This is a genomic window from Hydrogenophaga sp. SNF1 (genome assembly GCF_034421675.1).
Classification (GTDB): domain Bacteria; phylum Pseudomonadota; class Gammaproteobacteria; order Burkholderiales; family Burkholderiaceae_C; genus Hydrogenophaga; species Hydrogenophaga borbori.
In genome coordinates this window covers 1912871-1930172 of sequence record NZ_CP139793.1, presented here as the reverse complement: position 1 = coordinate 1930172, position 17302 = coordinate 1912871, and the positions used below count along the sequence as shown (strand labels likewise).

The 17302-nt window shown below is 69.7% G+C and carries 18 protein-coding genes and 1 tRNA gene; 4 read left to right on the top strand and 15 right to left on the bottom strand.

Annotated features, from left to right (window positions below):
• Positions 1-2: 2 nt before the first annotated feature.
• Together SOM08_RS09340 and SOM08_RS09335 are read right to left on the bottom strand one after the other, a co-directional pair.
• Complete coding sequence (locus SOM08_RS09340) at positions 3-653, bottom strand: glutathione S-transferase family protein (protein WP_116957714.1); 651 nt, start codon at positions 651-653, stop codon at positions 3-5.
• A gap of 13 nt (positions 654-666) precedes the next feature.
• On the bottom strand, positions 667-1410 hold the full coding sequence (locus SOM08_RS09335; protein WP_116957713.1) for an HAD family hydrolase: 744 nt from the start codon (positions 1408-1410) through the stop codon (positions 667-669).
• 19 nt (positions 1411-1429) lie between these two features.
• Between SOM08_RS09335 and hemH the strand changes: the two genes are divergently transcribed.
• A complete protein-coding gene (hemH, locus tag SOM08_RS09330; protein WP_322470548.1) occupies positions 1430-2518 on the top strand; it encodes a ferrochelatase in 1089 nt (362 codons plus the stop codon).
• Between the two features lie 10 nt (positions 2519-2528).
• Here the strand turns inward: hemH and SOM08_RS09325 are convergent, their stop codons facing one another.
• The 11 genes from SOM08_RS09325 to SOM08_RS09275 all read right to left on the bottom strand — a co-directional run bounded on the left by SOM08_RS09325 (position 2529) and on the right by SOM08_RS09275 (position 13555).
• The gene (locus SOM08_RS09325; protein ID WP_116957711.1) at positions 2529-3401 is read right to left on the bottom strand and encodes an alpha/beta fold hydrolase; all 873 of its coding nucleotides are present in this window, start codon (positions 3399-3401) and stop codon (positions 2529-2531) included.
• Positions 3398-4495, bottom strand: a complete 1098-nt coding sequence (locus tag SOM08_RS09320) for a branched-chain amino acid ABC transporter permease (protein ID WP_181936409.1) — start codon at positions 4493-4495, stop codon at positions 3398-3400. Before SOM08_RS09320 ends, SOM08_RS09325 begins: the two co-directional genes overlap by 4 nt.
• 12 nt (positions 4496-4507) lie before the next feature.
• Complete coding sequence (locus SOM08_RS09315; RefSeq protein WP_181936408.1) at positions 4508-5542, bottom strand: branched-chain amino acid ABC transporter permease; 1035 nt, start codon at positions 5540-5542, stop codon at positions 4508-4510.
• The gene (locus SOM08_RS09310; RefSeq protein ID WP_322470547.1) at positions 5539-6276 is read right to left on the bottom strand and encodes an ABC transporter ATP-binding protein; all 738 of its coding nucleotides are present in this window, start codon (positions 6274-6276) and stop codon (positions 5539-5541) included. Before SOM08_RS09310 ends, SOM08_RS09315 begins: the two co-directional genes overlap by 4 nt.
• On the bottom strand, positions 6273-7034 hold the full coding sequence (locus SOM08_RS09305) for an ABC transporter ATP-binding protein (protein WP_116957708.1): 762 nt from the start codon (positions 7032-7034) through the stop codon (positions 6273-6275). Before SOM08_RS09305 ends, SOM08_RS09310 begins: the two co-directional genes overlap by 4 nt.
• A 33-nt stretch (positions 7035-7067) precedes the next feature.
• Positions 7068-8264, bottom strand: coding sequence for a substrate-binding domain-containing protein (locus SOM08_RS09300; protein ID WP_116957707.1), 1197 nt, complete (start codon positions 8262-8264; stop codon positions 7068-7070).
• Positions 8265-8426: 162 nt separating this feature from the next.
• Positions 8427-9905: a sigma-54 interaction domain-containing protein gene (locus SOM08_RS09295; RefSeq protein ID WP_116957706.1), complete on the bottom strand. Its 1479-nt coding sequence runs from the start codon at positions 9903-9905 to the stop codon at positions 8427-8429.
• 278 nt (positions 9906-10183) lie between these two features.
• Positions 10184-10402 (bottom strand): hypothetical protein, encoded by a 219-nt coding sequence (locus tag SOM08_RS09290; RefSeq protein ID WP_147326174.1) that lies wholly within the window; start codon positions 10400-10402, stop codon positions 10184-10186.
• 154 nt (positions 10403-10556) lie between these two features.
• Entirely contained in the window at positions 10557-12059 is a 1503-nt protein-coding gene (locus tag SOM08_RS09285; RefSeq protein WP_322470546.1) for a tripartite tricarboxylate transporter permease, read from the bottom strand.
• Position 12060: 1 nt separating this feature from the next.
• Positions 12061-12582, bottom strand: a complete 522-nt coding sequence (locus tag SOM08_RS09280) for a tripartite tricarboxylate transporter TctB family protein (protein WP_116957704.1) — start codon at positions 12580-12582, stop codon at positions 12061-12063.
• Between the two features lie 13 nt (positions 12583-12595).
• Positions 12596-13555 (bottom strand): Bug family tripartite tricarboxylate transporter substrate binding protein, encoded by a 960-nt coding sequence (locus SOM08_RS09275; RefSeq protein WP_116957703.1) that lies wholly within the window; start codon positions 13553-13555, stop codon positions 12596-12598.
• Positions 13556-13676: 121 nt separating this feature from the next.
• Between SOM08_RS09275 and SOM08_RS09270 the strand changes: the two genes are divergently transcribed.
• From SOM08_RS09270 to SOM08_RS09260, 3 genes are read left to right on the top strand one after another with little or no spacing between them, the layout of a single operon-like run.
• On the top strand, positions 13677-14345 hold the full coding sequence (locus SOM08_RS09270; RefSeq protein ID WP_116957702.1) for a response regulator transcription factor: 669 nt from the start codon (positions 13677-13679) through the stop codon (positions 14343-14345).
• Positions 14342-15769, top strand: a complete 1428-nt coding sequence (locus tag SOM08_RS09265; protein ID WP_322470545.1) for a sensor histidine kinase — start codon at positions 14342-14344, stop codon at positions 15767-15769. The genes SOM08_RS09270 and SOM08_RS09265 overlap by 4 nt, the downstream gene beginning before the upstream one ends.
• On the top strand, positions 15766-16197 hold the full coding sequence (locus SOM08_RS09260) for an RNA-binding S4 domain-containing protein (RefSeq protein WP_322470544.1): 432 nt from the start codon (positions 15766-15768) through the stop codon (positions 16195-16197). Before SOM08_RS09265 ends, SOM08_RS09260 begins: the two co-directional genes overlap by 4 nt.
• Positions 16198-16218: 21 nt before the next feature.
• Here SOM08_RS09260 and SOM08_RS09255 read toward each other — a convergent pair whose 3' ends face one another.
• The gene (locus tag SOM08_RS09255; RefSeq protein ID WP_116957699.1) at positions 16219-17115 is read right to left on the bottom strand and encodes an EamA family transporter; all 897 of its coding nucleotides are present in this window, start codon (positions 17113-17115) and stop codon (positions 16219-16221) included.
• Between the two features lie 77 nt (positions 17116-17192).
• Positions 17193-17285 (bottom strand) — tRNA-Ser (locus SOM08_RS09250).
• Positions 17286-17302: the final 17 nt, after the last annotated feature.

Below are 17302 nucleotides of genomic sequence, written 5' to 3'. Positions count from 1 at the left end.
ACTCAGCCGCTCTCGCGCACGCGCAGGTAGGCCGGCCGCTCCATGCAGCGCCGCAGCCATTCGTGCATCAGCGGGTGCGCGCCCAGCAGGGGCCGCGACACGCGCACCCAGTTCAGCACGCTGGCCACGCACAGGTCGGCGACGGTGAAGCGCCCCGCCGCCAGCCAGTCCTGTCCCGCGGCCTGCTGGCGCTTCAGGTGCTGTTCGAGCACGCGCAAGGGCACCGCCAGGCGCCGCTCGGCCGCCAGCGCGAGCTCGGGTCTGCGGCGCTCTTCGGGCATGGCGTGCAGGTGCGCCAGCACGGTGAGCGCGTCGCGTTCCACCTCGTTGACCACCCAGAACGACCAGCGCAGGGCCTCGGCTTCCTCGCGCGCCGTCGCCGGCGCGATGCCGCGGCCATCGGGCCGGCCGTGCACGCGCGTCAGGTACAGGGTGCAGGCCATGCTCTCCCACACCACCACCTCGCCTTCGGGGCGCCGGTCGATCAGCACCGGGATATGGCCGTTGGGGTTGAGCTCCAGAAACGCCGGCGTGCGCGTGCTGCCGTCCACGTAGGGCGTGGGCACGTGCGCGACATCCAGGCCCAGCTCGGCCGCGGCCCACAGCGGGCGCAGGGCGCGCGACGCGGGGATGCCGTGGATGGTGAGGCTCATGGGACGGACTCCGTCAGGCCAGCTGGTTGCACAGCGTCATGAGGTCGGCCACGGTGGTGTGCGGCGCCAGCGGCGCATGGTCCCAGGCGTGGCCGTCGCGGTTGAGCCAGGCCACCTGCAGGCCCGCCACCAGGGCGCCGAGCGCGTCGAGCTGCGCGTCGTCGCCGATGTGCAGCACCTCGCCTGGGCGCACGCCCGCGGCGCTGGCCGCCGCGTGAAAGATGCGCGCGTCGGGCTTGGCGACACCAAACTCGCGCGCGCTGATGGCCGCGCGAAAGTGCTGGCCCAGGCCGATGCGCCGCACGTCGGCGTTGCCGTTGGACAGGGCCACCACCGGGTAGCGCCCGGCCAGCCATTCGAGCGCGGGCAAGGCGTCGTCGAACAACTCCACGCGCTGGCGCTCGGCGAAGAAAACATCGAACGCCTCCTCGGCCAGCTCAGGGTCGTCGCCGGCCTTGAGCAATACGAAGCGGATGGACTCGCGGCGCAGCGCGCTCAGGTCGTGCGACAGATCGGGCCGCTTGATCTGCAGGAAGTGCCGCGCCTCGCGCAGCGACTGCGGGTTGGCGGCGAGGATGGCCGCGGCCGGCGCGTGCTCGCGGAACCAGGCCAGCAGCGCGGCCTCGGCCCGCTCGATGGTGGGTGCGATGGGCCAGAGGGTGTCGTCGAGGTCGATGCTGATCGCGCGCACGCGCGACGGCTCCAGCGTGGCGGCGCCGGACCCCGCGGGCTCCGTGCTCAAGGAATCGTCTTTCATGCTTGCGAGAGAATAGCGCATGCCCTTCGCGACCGAACCGCCCCTCCGCCATGGCCGCGCCGAGCGCACGGCAGTGATCTGGTGCAACCTGGGTACCCCCGAGGAGCCCACCCCCGCCGCCCTGCGGCGCTACCTGGCCGAGTTCCTCGCCGACCCGCGCGTGGTCGAGATCCCGCGCCTGCTGTGGTGGCCGATCCTGCACGGCGTGATCCTGCGCGTGCGGCCCGCGAAGTCGGCCGCCAAGTACGCCAGCGTCTGGACACCCGAAGGCTCGCCGCTGAAGGTCTGGACCGAGAAGCAGGCCAAGCGCCTGCTGGGCCACCTGGGCGAGCGCGGGCACGCGGTGCTGGTGCGCCACGCCATGCGCTACGGCCATCCCTCCATCGCCTCGGTGCTCGACGAGCTCAAGGCCCAGGGCGCCACGCGCGTGCTGGTGCTGTCGGCCTACCCGCAGTACAGCGGGGCCACCACCGCCAGCCTCATCGACGCCGTGAACGCCTGGAGCGCCCGCCAGCGCGCCGTGCCCGAGTTGCGATTCGTCAACCGCTACCACGATGACCCGGGCTACATCGAGGCGCTCGCGCGCTCGGTGCGCCAGCACTGGCAGGCCCATGGCCAGGCCGAGCGGCTGGTGATGAGTTTTCACGGCGTGCCCGAGCGCACCCTGCACCTGGGCGACCCCTACCACTGCGAGTGCCACAAGACCGCGCGGCTGCTGGCGCAGGCGCTGGGCCTGGCGCCGGAGCGTTTCGCCGTCACCTTCCAGAGCCGCTTCGGCAAGGCCAAATGGCTACAACCCTACACCGAGCCCACGCTGGTGAAGCTCGCGGGCCAGGGCGTGAAAAGCGTGGACCTGATCTGCCCCGGCTTCGTGGCGGACTGCATCGAGACCCTGGAAGAAATCGACATGGAAGCGCGCGCCGCCTTCCTGCAGGCCGGCGGCGAACGCTTCGCCTACATCCCCTGCCTCAACGACCGACCCGAATGGATCCAAGCCCTGGGCGATATCGCCGCGCGGCACCTGCAGGGCTGGCCCACGGCGCCCGCCGACGAGGCCGAGCGGGCCGCCAGCCGCGAACGCGCGCTGGCCCTGGGCGCGAAGGACTGAGCCGGCAGGCTCAGTGCGCGCGCGGATCGCTCAGGAAGCGCTGCACCAGCTCCAGCTGATCGGGCACGTTGAGCGCGGGCGCGTGTCCGCAGCCGGGGATGGTCACCACCAGGGCGCGCGGCCCGCGGTCGCGCATGGCCTCGGCGGTCTCGGCCAGCAGCAGGTCGGACTCCGCGCCGCGCAGGCACAGCACGGGCACATCGATGGTGTCGAACACCGGCCAGAGTTCGTAGTCGTCGGGGTGGTGCTCGAACTGCTGCACCATGGCCGGGTCGTAGTGCGGTGTCACGCGGCCGTCGGGCAGCCGGCGCATGGAGCTTTCGCTGAGCAGGCGCCACTGCGCGTCGGGCAAGTGGCCGTAGGGCTTGTAGACGGCGCGAAAGTACTGCTCCAGCTCGCGCATGGTGTTGAAGGCCGCGGGACTGCCCGCGTAGCTGCGGATGCGCTGCACCGCGGGCGCCGCGAGCTGCGGGCCGATGTCGTTGAGCACCAGGCGCTCGATGCGCCCGCGCAGCGGCCCGGCCGCGCAGGCCATGCCGATGGCACCGCCCATGGACGTGCCCACCCAATGGAACTGCTTCAGGCCGAGCTGGTCGACCAGCGACTTCGCCAGACGCGCATAGAAGTCCAGGCAGTACTCGGCCTTCGGGTCCGGGCTCCACTGCGACAGCCCGCGCCCGATGGTGTCGGGGCAGATCACCCGCCAACCCTGGGCGCACAGATGCGCCGCCAGCGGGTCCATGTCGCGCCCGGTGCGCGCCAGGCCGTGCCAGGCCACCACCACCGGGCCACCGGCCTGCGCGGGCACCCAGTCCATGAAGTGGATCTCGCGCTCCTCGCAGGTGATGTAGCGCGAGCGCGGTTCGAGAGCGGCGAAGTTCATGTCGACTCCTTCGTCGCCTTGTGCGCCGCGCGCTCGCGCAGCTTGCCGACGACACCCGTGGGGAAGTGGTAGACGGACAGCACGAACAGCAGGCCCAGCCACAGCAGCCAGCGATCGGGCGTGAGCAGCGCGGGCAGCAGCGGCAGGCCCTCGAAGAGCCCGCCGAGCCAACGCAGCAGGTCTTGCAGGTAGCTCTGCGCGACCAGGAAGACCACGCTGCCGATGATGGCGCCGTACAGCGTGCCCATGCCACCGATCACGACGATGAGCAGGATGTCCAGCATGATCTCGAAGGACAGCGAGGTGTCCGGCCCGTTGTAGCGCAGCCAGAGCGCGAGCAGGCAGCCCGCGAGCGTGGCGAAGGACGCGGCGATCACATTGGACAGCGTGCGGTAGACCACCACGCGATAGCCCAGGGCCTCGGCGCGGAAGTCGTTCTCCCGGATGGCCTGCAGCACGCGGCCGAAGGGCGAGTTCACGATGCGCAGCATCACCAGGAACATGACCACCACGCTCACGAACAGCAGGTAGTAGGTGATGAAGCGGCCATTGAGCGGCACGGCGCCGAAGGGCCCCTGGAAGTCCTCCTCCATCAGCGCGAAGCCGGGCGACAGCAGCTCGGGCAGGCGGAAGGTCAGGCCGTCTTCGCCACCGGTGATGTCCGACAGCTGCGAGGCCAGCGTGAGGAAGGCCGAGGCCACGGCCAGCGTGATCATGGCGAAGAAGATCGCCCGCACGCGCAGCGAGAACAGACCGATGAGCAGCGACAGCAGGAAGGACAGCAGCAGCGCGCCCACGGCGCCCACGACCAGCGCCCACCAGGTGGGGCCGAGCGCGCTGGCCGAGATGGCGATGCCATAAGCGCCGATGCCGAAGAACATGGTGTGCGCGAAACTCACGATGCCGGTGTAGCCCAGCAGCAGGTCGAAGCTGACCACCAGCGCGATGAAGATCAGCACCTTGGCCGCGACGTTGAGCGCCTTCACGCCGGGAAACAGGAAAGGCGCGAAGGCCAGGCCCAGCACCAGCAGCGTGAGCAGCAGCGCCAGCCAGCGGCTGCGCGGCAGGTCGTGGGAGAGCAGACGGGACAACACGATCGGCGCTCCTCAGCGGTTCGCAACGGGGTACACGCCCTGCGGTCGCCACAGCAGGATGGCCACCATCAGCGCGATGTTGGAAAACAGCGCGACCTTGGGCATGAGAAAGCCGGTGTAGTTGGCCATCAGGCCCACCAGCAGCGCGCCCACCAGAGCGCCCAGCGTGGAGCCCAGGCCACCGATGATGATGACGATGAAGATCAGCACGTTGACCTGCGCACCCATCTGCGGCAGCACGGTCTGCTGGTACAGCCCCCACATCACGCCGCCCAGGCCGGCCAGCGCACTGCCCGCCACGAACACGCCCACGAACAGGCGCCGGATGCGGTAGCCCAGCGACTCCACCATCTCGCGGTCCTGCACGCCGGCGCGGATCAGCAGGCCGACCTTGGTGCGGTTGAGCGTCCAGACCATGGCGGCGAACACCGCCAGGCCCACGGCCATGGCGAGCAGGCGGTACTTCTCGATCGAGGCATCGCCCAGCAGGAAACTGCCGCGCAGCGTCTCGGGCAGCGGCAGCGCGAGCTGGCCCGGGCCCCAGACCACCTTGATGAGCTCCTCGCCGATGATCATGCCGCCCATGGTGATGAGGATCTGCTTCAGGTGCTGGCCGTAGACCGGGCGCACGATCACGCGCTCGAACACCAGGCCCACCGCGCCGGCCACCACCATGGCGGCCAGCATGGCAGGCACCAGGGCCACGAGGTTGAGCCAGAAGCTGTCGGCGATGGCGTAGGCGTTCAGGCCACCGAACACGCTGACCGCGACGAAGGCGCCCAGCGCGATGAACACGCCATGGCCAAAGTTGAGCACGTCCATCAGGCCGAACACCAGCGTCAGGCCGGAGGCGATGATGAAGACGATCAGGCCCATGGCCAGTCCGGCCACGGTGAGCGTGAGCCAGGTCGAGCCGCTGCCCACGGCCGGCAGCGCCAGCGCGGCCAGCAGCGGCACCAGGGCCACGGGCTTCCAGTCGAAGTCTCTCAGCGCCTGCCAGCGCGCAAGGCTGCCGCTGGCGGGCGTGGGGATGGCCGTGGTGTTCATTGATGCGCTCCCAGCGAGAGGCCGAGCAGGCGCGCCTGCAGCGCGCTGTCCTCGGCGAGTTCGGCCATCGCGCCGCTGTGCACCACGCGGCCGTCGTCCATCACGGCCACGCTGTCACCGAGCTGGCGCGCGAAGTTGAAGTTCTGCTCGACGAGCAGGATGGTGGTCTGCGCGACCTTGAGTTCGCGGAAGGCCTCGATCATGTTCTGGATGATGGCCGGCGCCAGGCCCTTGCTGGGCTCGTCGATGAGCAGCAGCTGGCGCGGCTCGACGATGGCGCGCGACACCGCCAGCATCTGCTTCTGCCCGCCCGAGAGCTTGCCCGCCGGGTGCAGCCAGAACTTCTTCATCGCCGGGAACATGTCGAAGATCCACTCCAGGCGCTGCGTGTCGATGCCGTCGATGGAGCGCGCGCCGCGCGCGGCCAGCAGCATGTTCTCCTTCACGCTCAGGTCGGCGAAGATGCCCATGCTCTCGGGCACGTAGGCCACGCCGCTCTGCGCGATGTCGGGCGTCGCCTTCGCGGTGATCTCCTGGCCAGCGAGCGTGATCCGTCCCCGGCTCGCGTGCCACAGGCCCATGATGGTGCGCAGCGTGGTCGTCTTGCCCGCGCCATTGCGGCCCAGCAGCATGGTGAGCTGGTTGGCGGGCACGGCGAGGTCCACGCCGTGCAGGATGTGGTACGCCCCGATGTGCGTGTGCACGCCTTCGAGCGTCAGCAGTGGCTGCGTCATGCCGCGACCTCTTCTTCGGGGTTGATGCCCAGGTACGCCTGCTGCACCACGGGCGAAGCGATCACCGCCTCGGGTTCGCCGTCGGCCACGAGCTCGCCGTTGTGCAGCACGATGATGCGGTCCGACAGCTCGCGCACCACGTCCATCTTGTGCTCCACCAGCAGGATGGTCTTGCTCTTGTCGGCCTTGAGGCGGCGGATCAGGTTCAGGATCACCGGCACCTCGTCCACGCTCATGCCGGCGGTGGGCTCGTCGAACATGTAGACCTTGGGGTCCAGCGCCATCAGGATGCCCACCTCCAGTTTGCGCTGGTCGCCGTGCGGCAGGCTGGCCGCGCGCGCCTCGGCCTTGTCGGCCAGGGCCACGGTCCGCAGGATGTCGTCGGCCTGGTCCAGCAGGTCTTTGCGGTCGCTCCAGATGCGGAAGAAGTCCAGCCCCGCGCCCGCGCGCGCCTGCACCGCCATGCGCACGTTCTCGCGCACGCTGAGCTGCGGGAACAGGTTGGTGAGCTGGAAGGCCCGGCCCAGGCCGGCGCGCGTGCGCAGCGGCGCGCTCAGCGGCGTGAGCTCGCGCCCATCGAGCGTGACCGTGCCGGCCGTGGCCTTGATCTGTCCCGAGATCAGGTTGAAGTAGGTCGTCTTGCCCGCGCCGTTGGGGCCGACGATGGCGGTGAGCGTGCCCGGCGCGAATCCGCAGGAGACAGCGTTCACCGCCACGTGCCCGCCGAAGCGGACCGTGAGGTTCGAGGTTTGCAGCATGGGGATCGTGCGCCCGGCGGGCGCACGCCAGGTTCAGCGCTTGTTGCGGATGGGGATGTTCATGTCCCCGGGCTTGATCTCACGCACCAGCTCCGGCACCCCCCAGGCGAAGGCCGGGTCGGCCTTGATCTTGAAGTGGTACATGCTCTGCATGGCCTGGTGGTCTTCCTTGCGGAAGGTCATGGTGCCCTTGGGCGTGTCGAAGCTCATGCCTTCCATGGTCTGGATGAGCTTCTCGCTGTTGGTGTCGCCATTGGTTTTCTTCAGCGCGGTCACCACCGCCATGGCGGCCGAGAAGCCACCGGCGGTGAAGAAGTCCGGCGGCTGCTTGAACTGGCGGTAGTGCTCGGCCACCATGGCGTCGTTGACCGGGTTCTTGGGGATGCCGAAGTAGTAATACAGCGCGCCTTCCATGCCCGGGAACTGCTTGTAGGCCACCATGGCCGGCAGGATGTTGCCGCCCGTGGCGAGCTTGATGCCGTAGCGCTTGTCCAGCTCCATCTCGGCGATCTTGGGGAAGGGCGTGGGCGCGCCCGACCACACCACCGAGATGTACTTGTTGCCCGGCTGGTCCTTGAGCTTGTCGACCAGGCGCAGCAGGCCGGCAGTGAAGTCCGTCGTGCCCACGGGCAGGTACTCCTCGTGCACGATCTTGGCCTTCTTGGTGAAGTCCTTGGAGGCCTTCACGGCGTCGCGGCCGAAGGCGTTGTCGTTGGCCAGCACACCGATCACGTTGTTCGGGGCGTCGAGGGCCACGGCGTTGGCGGCCGCGTCCTGGCTGCTGTTGCGGCCGGTGCGGAAGATGTACTTGTTCCACTTGTCACCGGTGATGGAGTCGGCCACGGCAGGCTCCACCAGCAGGATCTTGCGGTACTCCTCGGCCACCGGCAGCATGGCCAGCGCCACGGGCGAGGCGGTCGGGCCGATGGCGAGGTCGACCTTGTCGTCGGCGTAGGCCGCCGCCAGCAGGCTCTTGCCCACGTCGGGCTTGCCCTGGTCGTCCTTCTCGATCACCACGATCTTCTTGCCGGCCACCATCATGGTGCCGCCCGTGGCGTAGTTCAGGCCCATCATCAGGCCCGCCTGGGTCTGCTTGGCGTAGGCCTCCAACGGGCCGGTCTTGCTGTGGATGTGGGCGATGCGGATCTCGCCCTTGTTGGCTTGGGCGAAACCCAGGGTGGCCGTGCAGGCCAGGGCAATCACCGCCAGGCGGCGGGTGGTGTCGAACATGCTTGTCTCCTGATGGTTGCTGGCACAGCGCGGTGCGCCGTGCGCCTCTTTTGCACATGCCGTGCCAACCCAGCAATGCCTTGATATCAAAGGAATTTTTCTTTGACACCCGATCGATTGACGGAATTTCAGACAACCCATCGCACACGATTTGTCTGAAATTCAGACAGTTGCCGGAATTTCAGACAGCTTATCCAGCGCGGCGAGCCGGTCGTACAGGCTGGCGCGGGAGATGCCCAGCAGCTTGGCCGCCGCGCTGCGGTTGCCGCCTGTGGCCGCCAGCGCCTGCGCGATGGCCCGGCGTTCGAGCTCGGCGATCTGCTCGGCCAGGGGGCGCAGAGCGTCCTGCTGCGCGGGCGCGGCGGGCGGCGCCTCGCGCACCGGCGCCAAGGCGGGCAGGCCGGCCTCGCGCAGCACCTCGTCCACCTGCGCGGCATCGATGAGGGCCGAGTCGGTGCGCAGCGCGAGCTGCTCCAGCACGTTGCGCAGCTCGCGGATGTTGCCGCGCCAGGCCTGCGCGGCCAGCAGGGCCTGGGCCTCGGGGCCGAACTCCAGCTGCGGTCCTCCGCCGCGCGCGGCGATGTCTTCGCACAGGGCCTCGATCAGCAGCGGCACGTCGCTCTGGCGCTCGCGCAGCGGCGGCACGCGGATGGGCAGCACGTTGAGGCGGTAGTACAGGTCCTCGCGGAAGCGCCCTTCCCTCACCATCAGCGGCAGGTCGCGCGAGGTGGCGGCCACCACGCGCACGTCGAAGGGCACCAACTGGTTCGAGCCCAGGGGCTCGATCTCGCCCTCCTGCAGGGCGCGCAGCAGCTTCACCTGCATGGCCATGGGCATGTCGCCCAATTCGTCGAGGAACAGCGTGCCGCCATCGGCCAGCTTGAACTTGCCGTCGCGGCCCTTCTTGTCGGCACCGGTGTAGGCGCCGGGCGCGACGCCGAAGAACTCGGCCTCCAGCAGGGTCTCGGGCACGGCGGCCATGTTCACGCTGACGAAGGGCCGGCCCGCACGCGGCGAGGCCGCGTGGATGGCGTGCGCGAGCAGTTCCTTGCCGGTGCCCGTCTCGCCGAGCAACAGCACCGGGCTGCTGGACAGCGCCGCGCGGCGCGCCTGGCGCTTGACCTCCACCGCCGCCGCGCTGGTGCCGACGAAGCTGGCGAAGGTGTACTTGCTGCGGCGCTGGTGGGCGAGCTCGCGGCGCGCGTCGTTCAGGTCCTGCTCCAGCCGCGCGAACTTGGTGATGAGGGGCTGCAGCGTGGTCTCGGGGTGGTCGAACAGCACGATGCCGAGCACGCCGATGACCTCGCCCGCGTCGTCGCGCAGCGGAATGCGCGTGACCACGAAGGTGCCCGCGCGGTTGGTGAGCAGGTCGATGAGGATGGGCTTGCCGGTTTCCAGCACGCGGTGCATCTGGGTGTTGTGCACCACATTGCTCACGGGCTGGCCGACAAAGTCTTCCTCGCGGTCGAAGCCCAGCGCGGGCAGGAAACGCCGGTACTGGTCGTTGATCCACACCACGCGCGCGTGCCGGTCCACCAGCAGCATGCCCTCACTGGCGTTGGCGAAGAGATCGAACATGGAGCGCGCGGCGAGCTCCAGGATGCTCTGCGCGTCACGGGGCAGGCGGTCGTCGCGGGTCATGCCCGGGATGGTACCCGGGGCGGGTATGCGAGAGAAAGCGGCCTTATTCCGATCGACTTGCCCAGCTTGCCATTCCGAGCACCACCACTGCCGCGCCCAGTGGCCAGGCCAGCAGCGACCATCGTCCCTCCAGGGCGGCCCTCAACTGGCAGAGGCTTGCGCCGGCGCCCAGCGGCAGTTGATGGCGGGGCTTTGGCCGCACCAGCAACACGGCCAAGGTCAGGCCCAATGCCACCCCACCCAACCCATCACCATTCATGTCTCTGCCCCGCCTTGTCTCAACCCTTGGGCTGACGTCGTTTGTTCCATGCGATACGCAGGATGCATGCCAGCGGCACGGCGTGCGGCAAGGCTTTCCAGAGCAGCCCTCGCCAGATATCAGGCCACGAATCCATTGGCGCTGCCCAAAGAAAAATCGACAACGCCGTACCCAGGACTGTCGTCAGATAGGCCACCAGGTAGGCGACGGCATACAGCCGCCAAGAGAGTGCTTTCATGGCTCGCCTATCGGCACATGCGAAGAAGCGGGCGACTCTAGGCGAGCACCCCGGACAACGATGCCCTCGAATCGGCGGGTTCAGGCAATGATGAAAAGCAAGAAGCGGCTCGCGGCCTGGGGTCCGCGAGCCGCTGCGCCGAAGTGGGGTGGTTTCAGGCGGCGGCCATCGCCTGCCGCCGCGCCAACAGCCTCGGCACCACCAGCACCGCCAGCACCACGAGCAGCAGCACCAGCGACATCGGACGCTGCACGAAGATCAGCCAGTTGCCTTCGCCGATCGACAGCGCGTTGCGCATCTGCGCTTCCGCCAGCGGCCCGAGGATCAGGCCCACGATCACCGGCGCGGCCGGGAAATCGAAGCGGCGCATCAGCACGCCCAGCAGGCCGATGCCCAGCATGAGGTACAGGTCGAACGCGCTCTGGCGCATGCCGTAGACGCCCACCGTCGCGAAGATCATGATGCCCGCGTAGAGCTGCGGGCGCGGGATCTTCAACAGCTTCACCCACAGGCCCACCAGCGGCAGGTTCAGCACCAGCAGCATCACGTTGCCGATGTAGAGCGAAGCGATCAGCGCCCACACCAGAGCGGACGACGTCTGGAACAGCTGCGGCCCCGCGTTGATGCCGTAGTTCTGCAGCGCGGACAGCAGGATCGCCGCCGTCACCGAGGTCGGGATGCCCAGCGTCAGCAGCGGCACCAGCGTGCCCGTGACGGCCGCGTTGTTGGCCGCCTCGGGGCCGGCCACGCCTTCGATCGCGCCCGTGGTGCCGAACTGCTGCCGCGCCTCGGCGTCGGCCAGCTTGCGCTCGGTCGCGTAGCTCAGGAAGGTGGGGATCTCGGTGCCGCCGGCGGGAATGGTGCCGAAGGGAAAGCCGATCGCCGTGCCGCGCAGCCAGGCTGGCCAGGACCGGCGCCACTCGCCGCGCGTCATGTGCACCTTGTTGAGGTGGTTCATGGCGGTCTGCATGCGGCCTTCGTACAGCGCGTTGTAGAGCGCCTCCGTCACCGCGAACAGGCCCACGGCCACCAGCACCACCTCCACGCCATCCATGAACTCCAGGATGCCTGCGGTGTAGCGAACCTGGCCGGTGATCTGGTCGATGCCCACCAGGCCCAGCGAGATGCCCAGGAACAGCGCGGCCAGCCCCCGCAAGGCGCTTTGCCCCAGCACCGAACTCACCGTGGTGAAGGCCAGCAGCATCAGGCAGAAATACTCGGGCGGGCCCAGTTGCACGGCAAAGTCGGCCAGGATGGGCGCAAACAGCGTCACCAGCACGGTGGCGATGGTGCCGGCCACGAAGGAGCCGATGGCCGAGGTGGCCAGCGCGGCACCCGCGCGGCCGTGCTTGGCCATCTTGAAGCCTTCGAGCGCGGTCACCATGGTGCCGGTCTCGCCCGGCGTGTTGAGCAGGATGGAGGTGGTGGAGCCACCGTACATCGCGCCGTAGTAGATGCCCGCGAAGAAAATCATCGAGGCGGTGGGCTCCACCTGGCCCGTGATGGGCAGCAGCATGGCCACCGTGACGGCCGGCCCCAGGCCCGGCAGCACGCCGATGGCGGTGCCGAGCGCGCAGCCGGCCAGCGCCCACAGCAGGTTGATGGGCGTGCCGGCGGTGGCGAAGCCACCCAGGAGTTGCGAGAGGATGTCGCCCATGTCAGATCCAGCCGCTGGGACTGATGCCGGGCAGGTTCACCGCCAGCACCTTGGTGAACACCCAGAACACCGGCGCCGAAATCAGCACGCCGGTGACCAGGTCGATGAAGGTGGCGCGCGCGCCGCCGCCGGCCCGGCCCTCGCTCAGGCGCAGGCCGCGCACGGCCAGGGCGTAACACAGCGTGCAGCTCAGCACGAAGCCGATGGTGGTGATGAGCGAGGCGTTGGCCACCACGCCACCGGCCACCCAGGCCAGCGCGCGCCAGTCGCCGCGCTCGGCGCCCGAAGGCGTCTCCACGTGGCGCCAGCCGCCGCGCAACGCTTGCCACACCAGCAGCGCGCCGCACACGGCCATGGCCGCGCACATCAGCCAGGGCAGGAAGTCGGGGCCGACGCCCGAGTAACCCGCGGCCGAGGGGATCTGCCAGGCGCCCACGGCGAGCACCAAGGCCACGCCCAGCGCGCCCAGGCCGATGGCCACCTGTCCCACGTCCGTGGACGCGGGCTGCTGCATGTCGCTCATGTCGCCGTCCGCGTCAGACCATGCCCGCGCGCACCATGGTCGCGCGCAGGGAGGAGAAGTCGCGGTCCACGAACTCCTCGAAGGCCTTGCCGGTCAGCAGCGCGGGCGTCCAGTTGTTCTTCTTCACCGCCTCCGCCCAGGATTTGCTCTGCGTGGCCTTCACCACCATGGCCACCAGCGCGTCGCGCTGCGCGGGGGTGATGCCGGCCGCGCCATACACGCCTCGCCAGTTGCCGATCTCCACGTCGATGCCCTGCTCTTTCAGCGTGGGCACGTTGATGCCGTCCAGGCGCTTGCCCGAGGTGACGGCGATGGCGCGCATCTTGCCGCTCTCGATGTAGGGCTGGAACTCGCTGAAGCCGCTGCCGCCCACGGTGACGTTGTTGCCCAGGATGGCCGCCACGGCCTCGCCACCGCCACGGAAGGGCACGTAGTTGATCTTGGCCGCCGGCACGCCCACGGCCTGCGCGATCTGCGCCGCCGCGATGTGCTCGGTGGCGCCGCGCGAACCGCCGCCCCACTTGACGCTGCCGGGGTCCTTCTTGAGCTGCTCGATCACGTCCTTCATGGTCTTGAGCGGCGAATCGGCCGGCAGCACGAAGACGTTGTACTCGGTGGTGAGGCGCGCGATGGGCGTGACCTGGGTGATGGACACCGGTGGCTTGCCGGTGATGATGCCGCCCAGCATGACGGCACCCATGACCATGAGCGCATTCGGGTCGCCCTTGCTGGCGTTGAAAAACTGGGCCAGGCCGATGGCGCCGGCCGCGCCGCCTTTGTTCTCGAAGGTCACCGAGGAGGCCACGCCGGCGTCGCGCAGGGCGTCGCCCAGCGCACGGCCGGTGCCGTCCCAGCCGCCGCCGGGGTTGGCGGGGATCATCATCTTGATGTTGGCGCTGGCCCAGGCCGCGTTCGGCAGAGCGCCAGCGGCGGCCAGGGCGGCCAGGGATTTGAGGAAGGTATCGCGGCGCATGGCTTGTCTCCGTGGTTGATGGGAACGACGCCGCGAATGGTCGGCGGGCGGGCTGTCAGTTGGCTGTCGGGCACCCTGGGATAAACCCTGAGGCGCGCGCGTCCCCATAATCGGTCCCCCCATGAAACTCCTGCTCGTCGAAGACAACACCACCATGCAGGCCACGCTGAGCCGCGCCTTCGAGCGGCGCGGCATCCAGGTGGTGACCTGCGACGACGGCGAGCGCGCGCTGGCGGTGTGGCGCGACACCCAGCCCGACGCCGTGCTGCTGGACCTGTCGCTGCCCGGCAAGGACGGCCTGGAGGTGCTGGCCCAGGCGCGCGGCGGCGGCCTGAAGACGCCCGTGATCATCCTCACCGCGCGCGGCACCGTGGGCGATCGCATCCTGGGCCTGAACACCGGCGCCGACGACTACCTGCCCAAGCCCTTCGACCTGGACGAGCTGGAGGCCCGCGTGCGCGCCCTGGTGCGCCGCGCGGGCGACGCCGACGCCGCGCCCGCCGCCTGGTGCGGCATGGCCGTGGACCGCGAGAGCGGCGCCGTGTACCACCTGGGCCAGCCCCTGGAGCTGCCGCCGCGCGAGCTCGCCCTGCTGCGCGCCGTGCTCGCGCGCCCGGGCCATGCCATCGCCAAGGAGCGCCTGTTCGAACTCGTCTTTCCCGGTGAACCCGACGTGCAGCCGGAGGCGATCGAGGTCGTGGCCTACCGGCTGCGCAAGAAGATCGCGCACACCGGCGCGCAACTCGTCACCCTGCGCGGCCTGGGCTACCTCATCAAGGCCCAGCCATGAAGCCGCGCGCGACCTCGCTGCGCCGCACCCTGCTGCTGGGCATCCTGCTGCCGGTGTTCGGCTACGTGGTGTTCAACACCGTGGTGCTGTACCGCCAGGCCCTGGCGGCCGCCGACACCGCCTACGACCGCACGCTGCTGGCCACCGCCAAGTCGCTGGGCGAACAGCTGCAGGTGACGTCGCAGGGCGGCGAGGTGCATGTGCAGGCCACGGTGCTGTACTCCGCGCTGGAGGCCTTCGAGGCCGACAACCGCAGCCGCCTCTTCTACCGCGTGAGCGGCTTCCAGGGCGAGATGGTCTCGGGCTTCGCCGACATGCCCGCGCCGCGGCGCCACGCGCCCTCGGACAACATCTACGCCGCGCTCGTGAGCTTCTACGACGACCACTACCGCGACATGCCGGTGCGCATGGCCGTGCTGCTGCAGCCGGTGGCCGGCGTGCAGGGCCAGGGCATGGCCACCATCCAGGTGGCCGAGACCCTGGAACTGCGCGAGACACTGGCGCGCCAGATCCTGGTGGATACGCTGTGGCGCCAGGCCGCGCTGCTGGCCGTGATCGCCTTCGTGGTGGTGCTGGTGGTGCAGCGCGCCACGCGGCCGGTGCGCGACATCAGCCGCGCCCTGGCCTCGCGCAGCGAAAACGACCTGTCGCCCTTGCCCGGCCAGGACGCGCCGCGCGAACTGCTGCCGCTGCTGGATGCCACCAACCAGCACATGCAGCGGCTGTCGCAGTTGCTGGAACACCAGAAGCGCTTCGTGCGCGACACCTCGCACCAGCTGCGCACGCCGCTGGCGGTGCTGAAGACGCAGGTGCAGTCGGCGCGGCGCGGCGACGTGGAGCCGCGCCAGGCGCTCGACGAGATCGCGCACACCGTGGACCGCGCCACCGAACTGGCCAATCAGATGCTGGCCCTGGCCAAGGTAGAGCAGCTGCGCCAGGACCGCGACGTGCCGGTGAGCGACTGGGCCGCCGTGGTGCGCGCGGTGGCGCTCGACCTGTCGGCGCTGATCGCCGAGCGGTCCCTGGACTTCGCGCTCGACGTCGGCCAGGCCGCGCCGGTGCGCGCGCACGAATGGGCGCTGCGCGAGCTCACGCGCAACCTGCTGCACAACGCCATCAAGCACTCGCCACCGGGCGGCGCGCTGCGCGTGGGCCTGCTGAGCGACGAACGCACGGCGGCGCTGATCGTGCGCGACAGCGGCCCCGGCATCGCGCCGGCGCTGCGCGAGCGCCTGTTCCAGCCATTCGCTACCGACCACCGCGCGGGCCCCAGCCTCTCGGGCTCGGGCCTCGGGCTCGCCATTTGCCGGGAGATCGTGCAATCGCTCGGTGGCCAGATCGAGCTGGACAACCGCACCGACGGCGGCAGCGTGCGCGGACTCGACGCCACGGTGCGCCTGCCCCTGACACCCGCGAACGCATGACAAGCAGAACCGAACCCGAGCGCGTGCGCCTGGACAAATGGCTTTGGGCCGCGCGCTTTTTCAAGACCCGCGCGCTCAGCGCCGAGGCCATCGACAAGGGCCGCGTGAGCGTCAACGGCCAGGCGGCCAAGGCCTCGCGCGAGCCGCGCGTGGGCGACACCATCGAGTTCCGCCAGGGCAATGAGGCACGTGTGGTGACCGTGAAGGGCCTGAGCGCGGTGCGCGGGCCGGCGCCCGTGGCGCAGCAGCTCTACGAGGAAACACCCGCGTCGGTGGCGCGCCGGCTGGCCGCGGCCGAGCAGCGGCGCCTGGCCCCCGAACCGGCATTGAGCCAACCCATGGGACGCCCCACCAAGCGCGACCGGCGCACGCTCAAGGACTGGGGAGACCGCTGGAGCGCGTCGCTCGACGACAACGGCAGCGAATGAACCTGGCCCCGCGCGCCGGCCTCAGCCCTTGCGCAGGCCCAGCCACATGACCGTGGCCACGACGATCAGGCCACCGGCCACCTGAATGGCCGCGATCGATTGCCCCAGGAACACCCAGGCCAGCACCAGCGCGAAGATGGGCTCGATGTTCATGATGGCCGAGTTGCCCACCACCCCCAGGCGCGGCAGCACCGTGAACATGATGGTGAAGGCCGTGCCGTAGAGGAAGGTCAGGCCCAGCAGCCCCCACCAGCCCGGCAGGGCGTTCGGGAAATGCAGCCCGCCCTGCGTGGCGCTCGCGGCCAGCGCGATCACCGCGACGATGCCCATGGTGGTGGCGGTGCGCAGGCGGCCGTCGAGATCGCCCGCTTCGTGCTGCGTGAACACCAGCGCCAATCCGAAGCTCGCCGCGGCCGCCAGCGCGAAGCCCACGCCCACGCCGATGCGCGCCCAATGCCCACCCGCGCCCAGGCCCGAGGCCGCGCCCGACACGTCCAGCGCCAGCGCCAGGCCCAGCAGCATCAGCGGCATGGCCTTGAGCAGGTGCGGTGCCGGCTTCTGGCCATAGACGATGCGCGACCACAGCGCCGTCCACAGCGGGTAGGTGTTGAAGGCCAGCAGCGCCAGCGCCACCGGCAGGCGCGCCACCGCCGCGTACAGGCACAGGCTCTGCACACCCACCAGCAGGCCGATGGCGGGCAGCGCCTTGCGGTGCCGCGCGGTGAGCGCCAGGGGCACGCGGTAGAAGAACAGAATGCCGGCCACCACCAGCGCCGTGACGCCGCTGCGGAAGGTCACGGCCGTGGCCACGGTCACGCCGTGGTCGAAGGCCAGGCGCGCGGCCACGTGGTTGGCGCCCATCATGAAGGCGATGAGCAACAGGGTGGCGAACGCGGTGCGCGACAGGCTCTGAGACATGGCGGGTCCGGCGGCAAGAACAGCAGGAGGACAAAAAACAAAGGCGCCCCGCAGGGCGCCTTGTCGATGTGAACATCTGGCGGAGTGAGAGGGATTCGAACCCTCGATGAGGCTCTACACCCCATACTCCCTTAGCAGGGGAGCACCTTCGGCCACTCGGTCATCACTCCGCGAAGCCCGCATTATG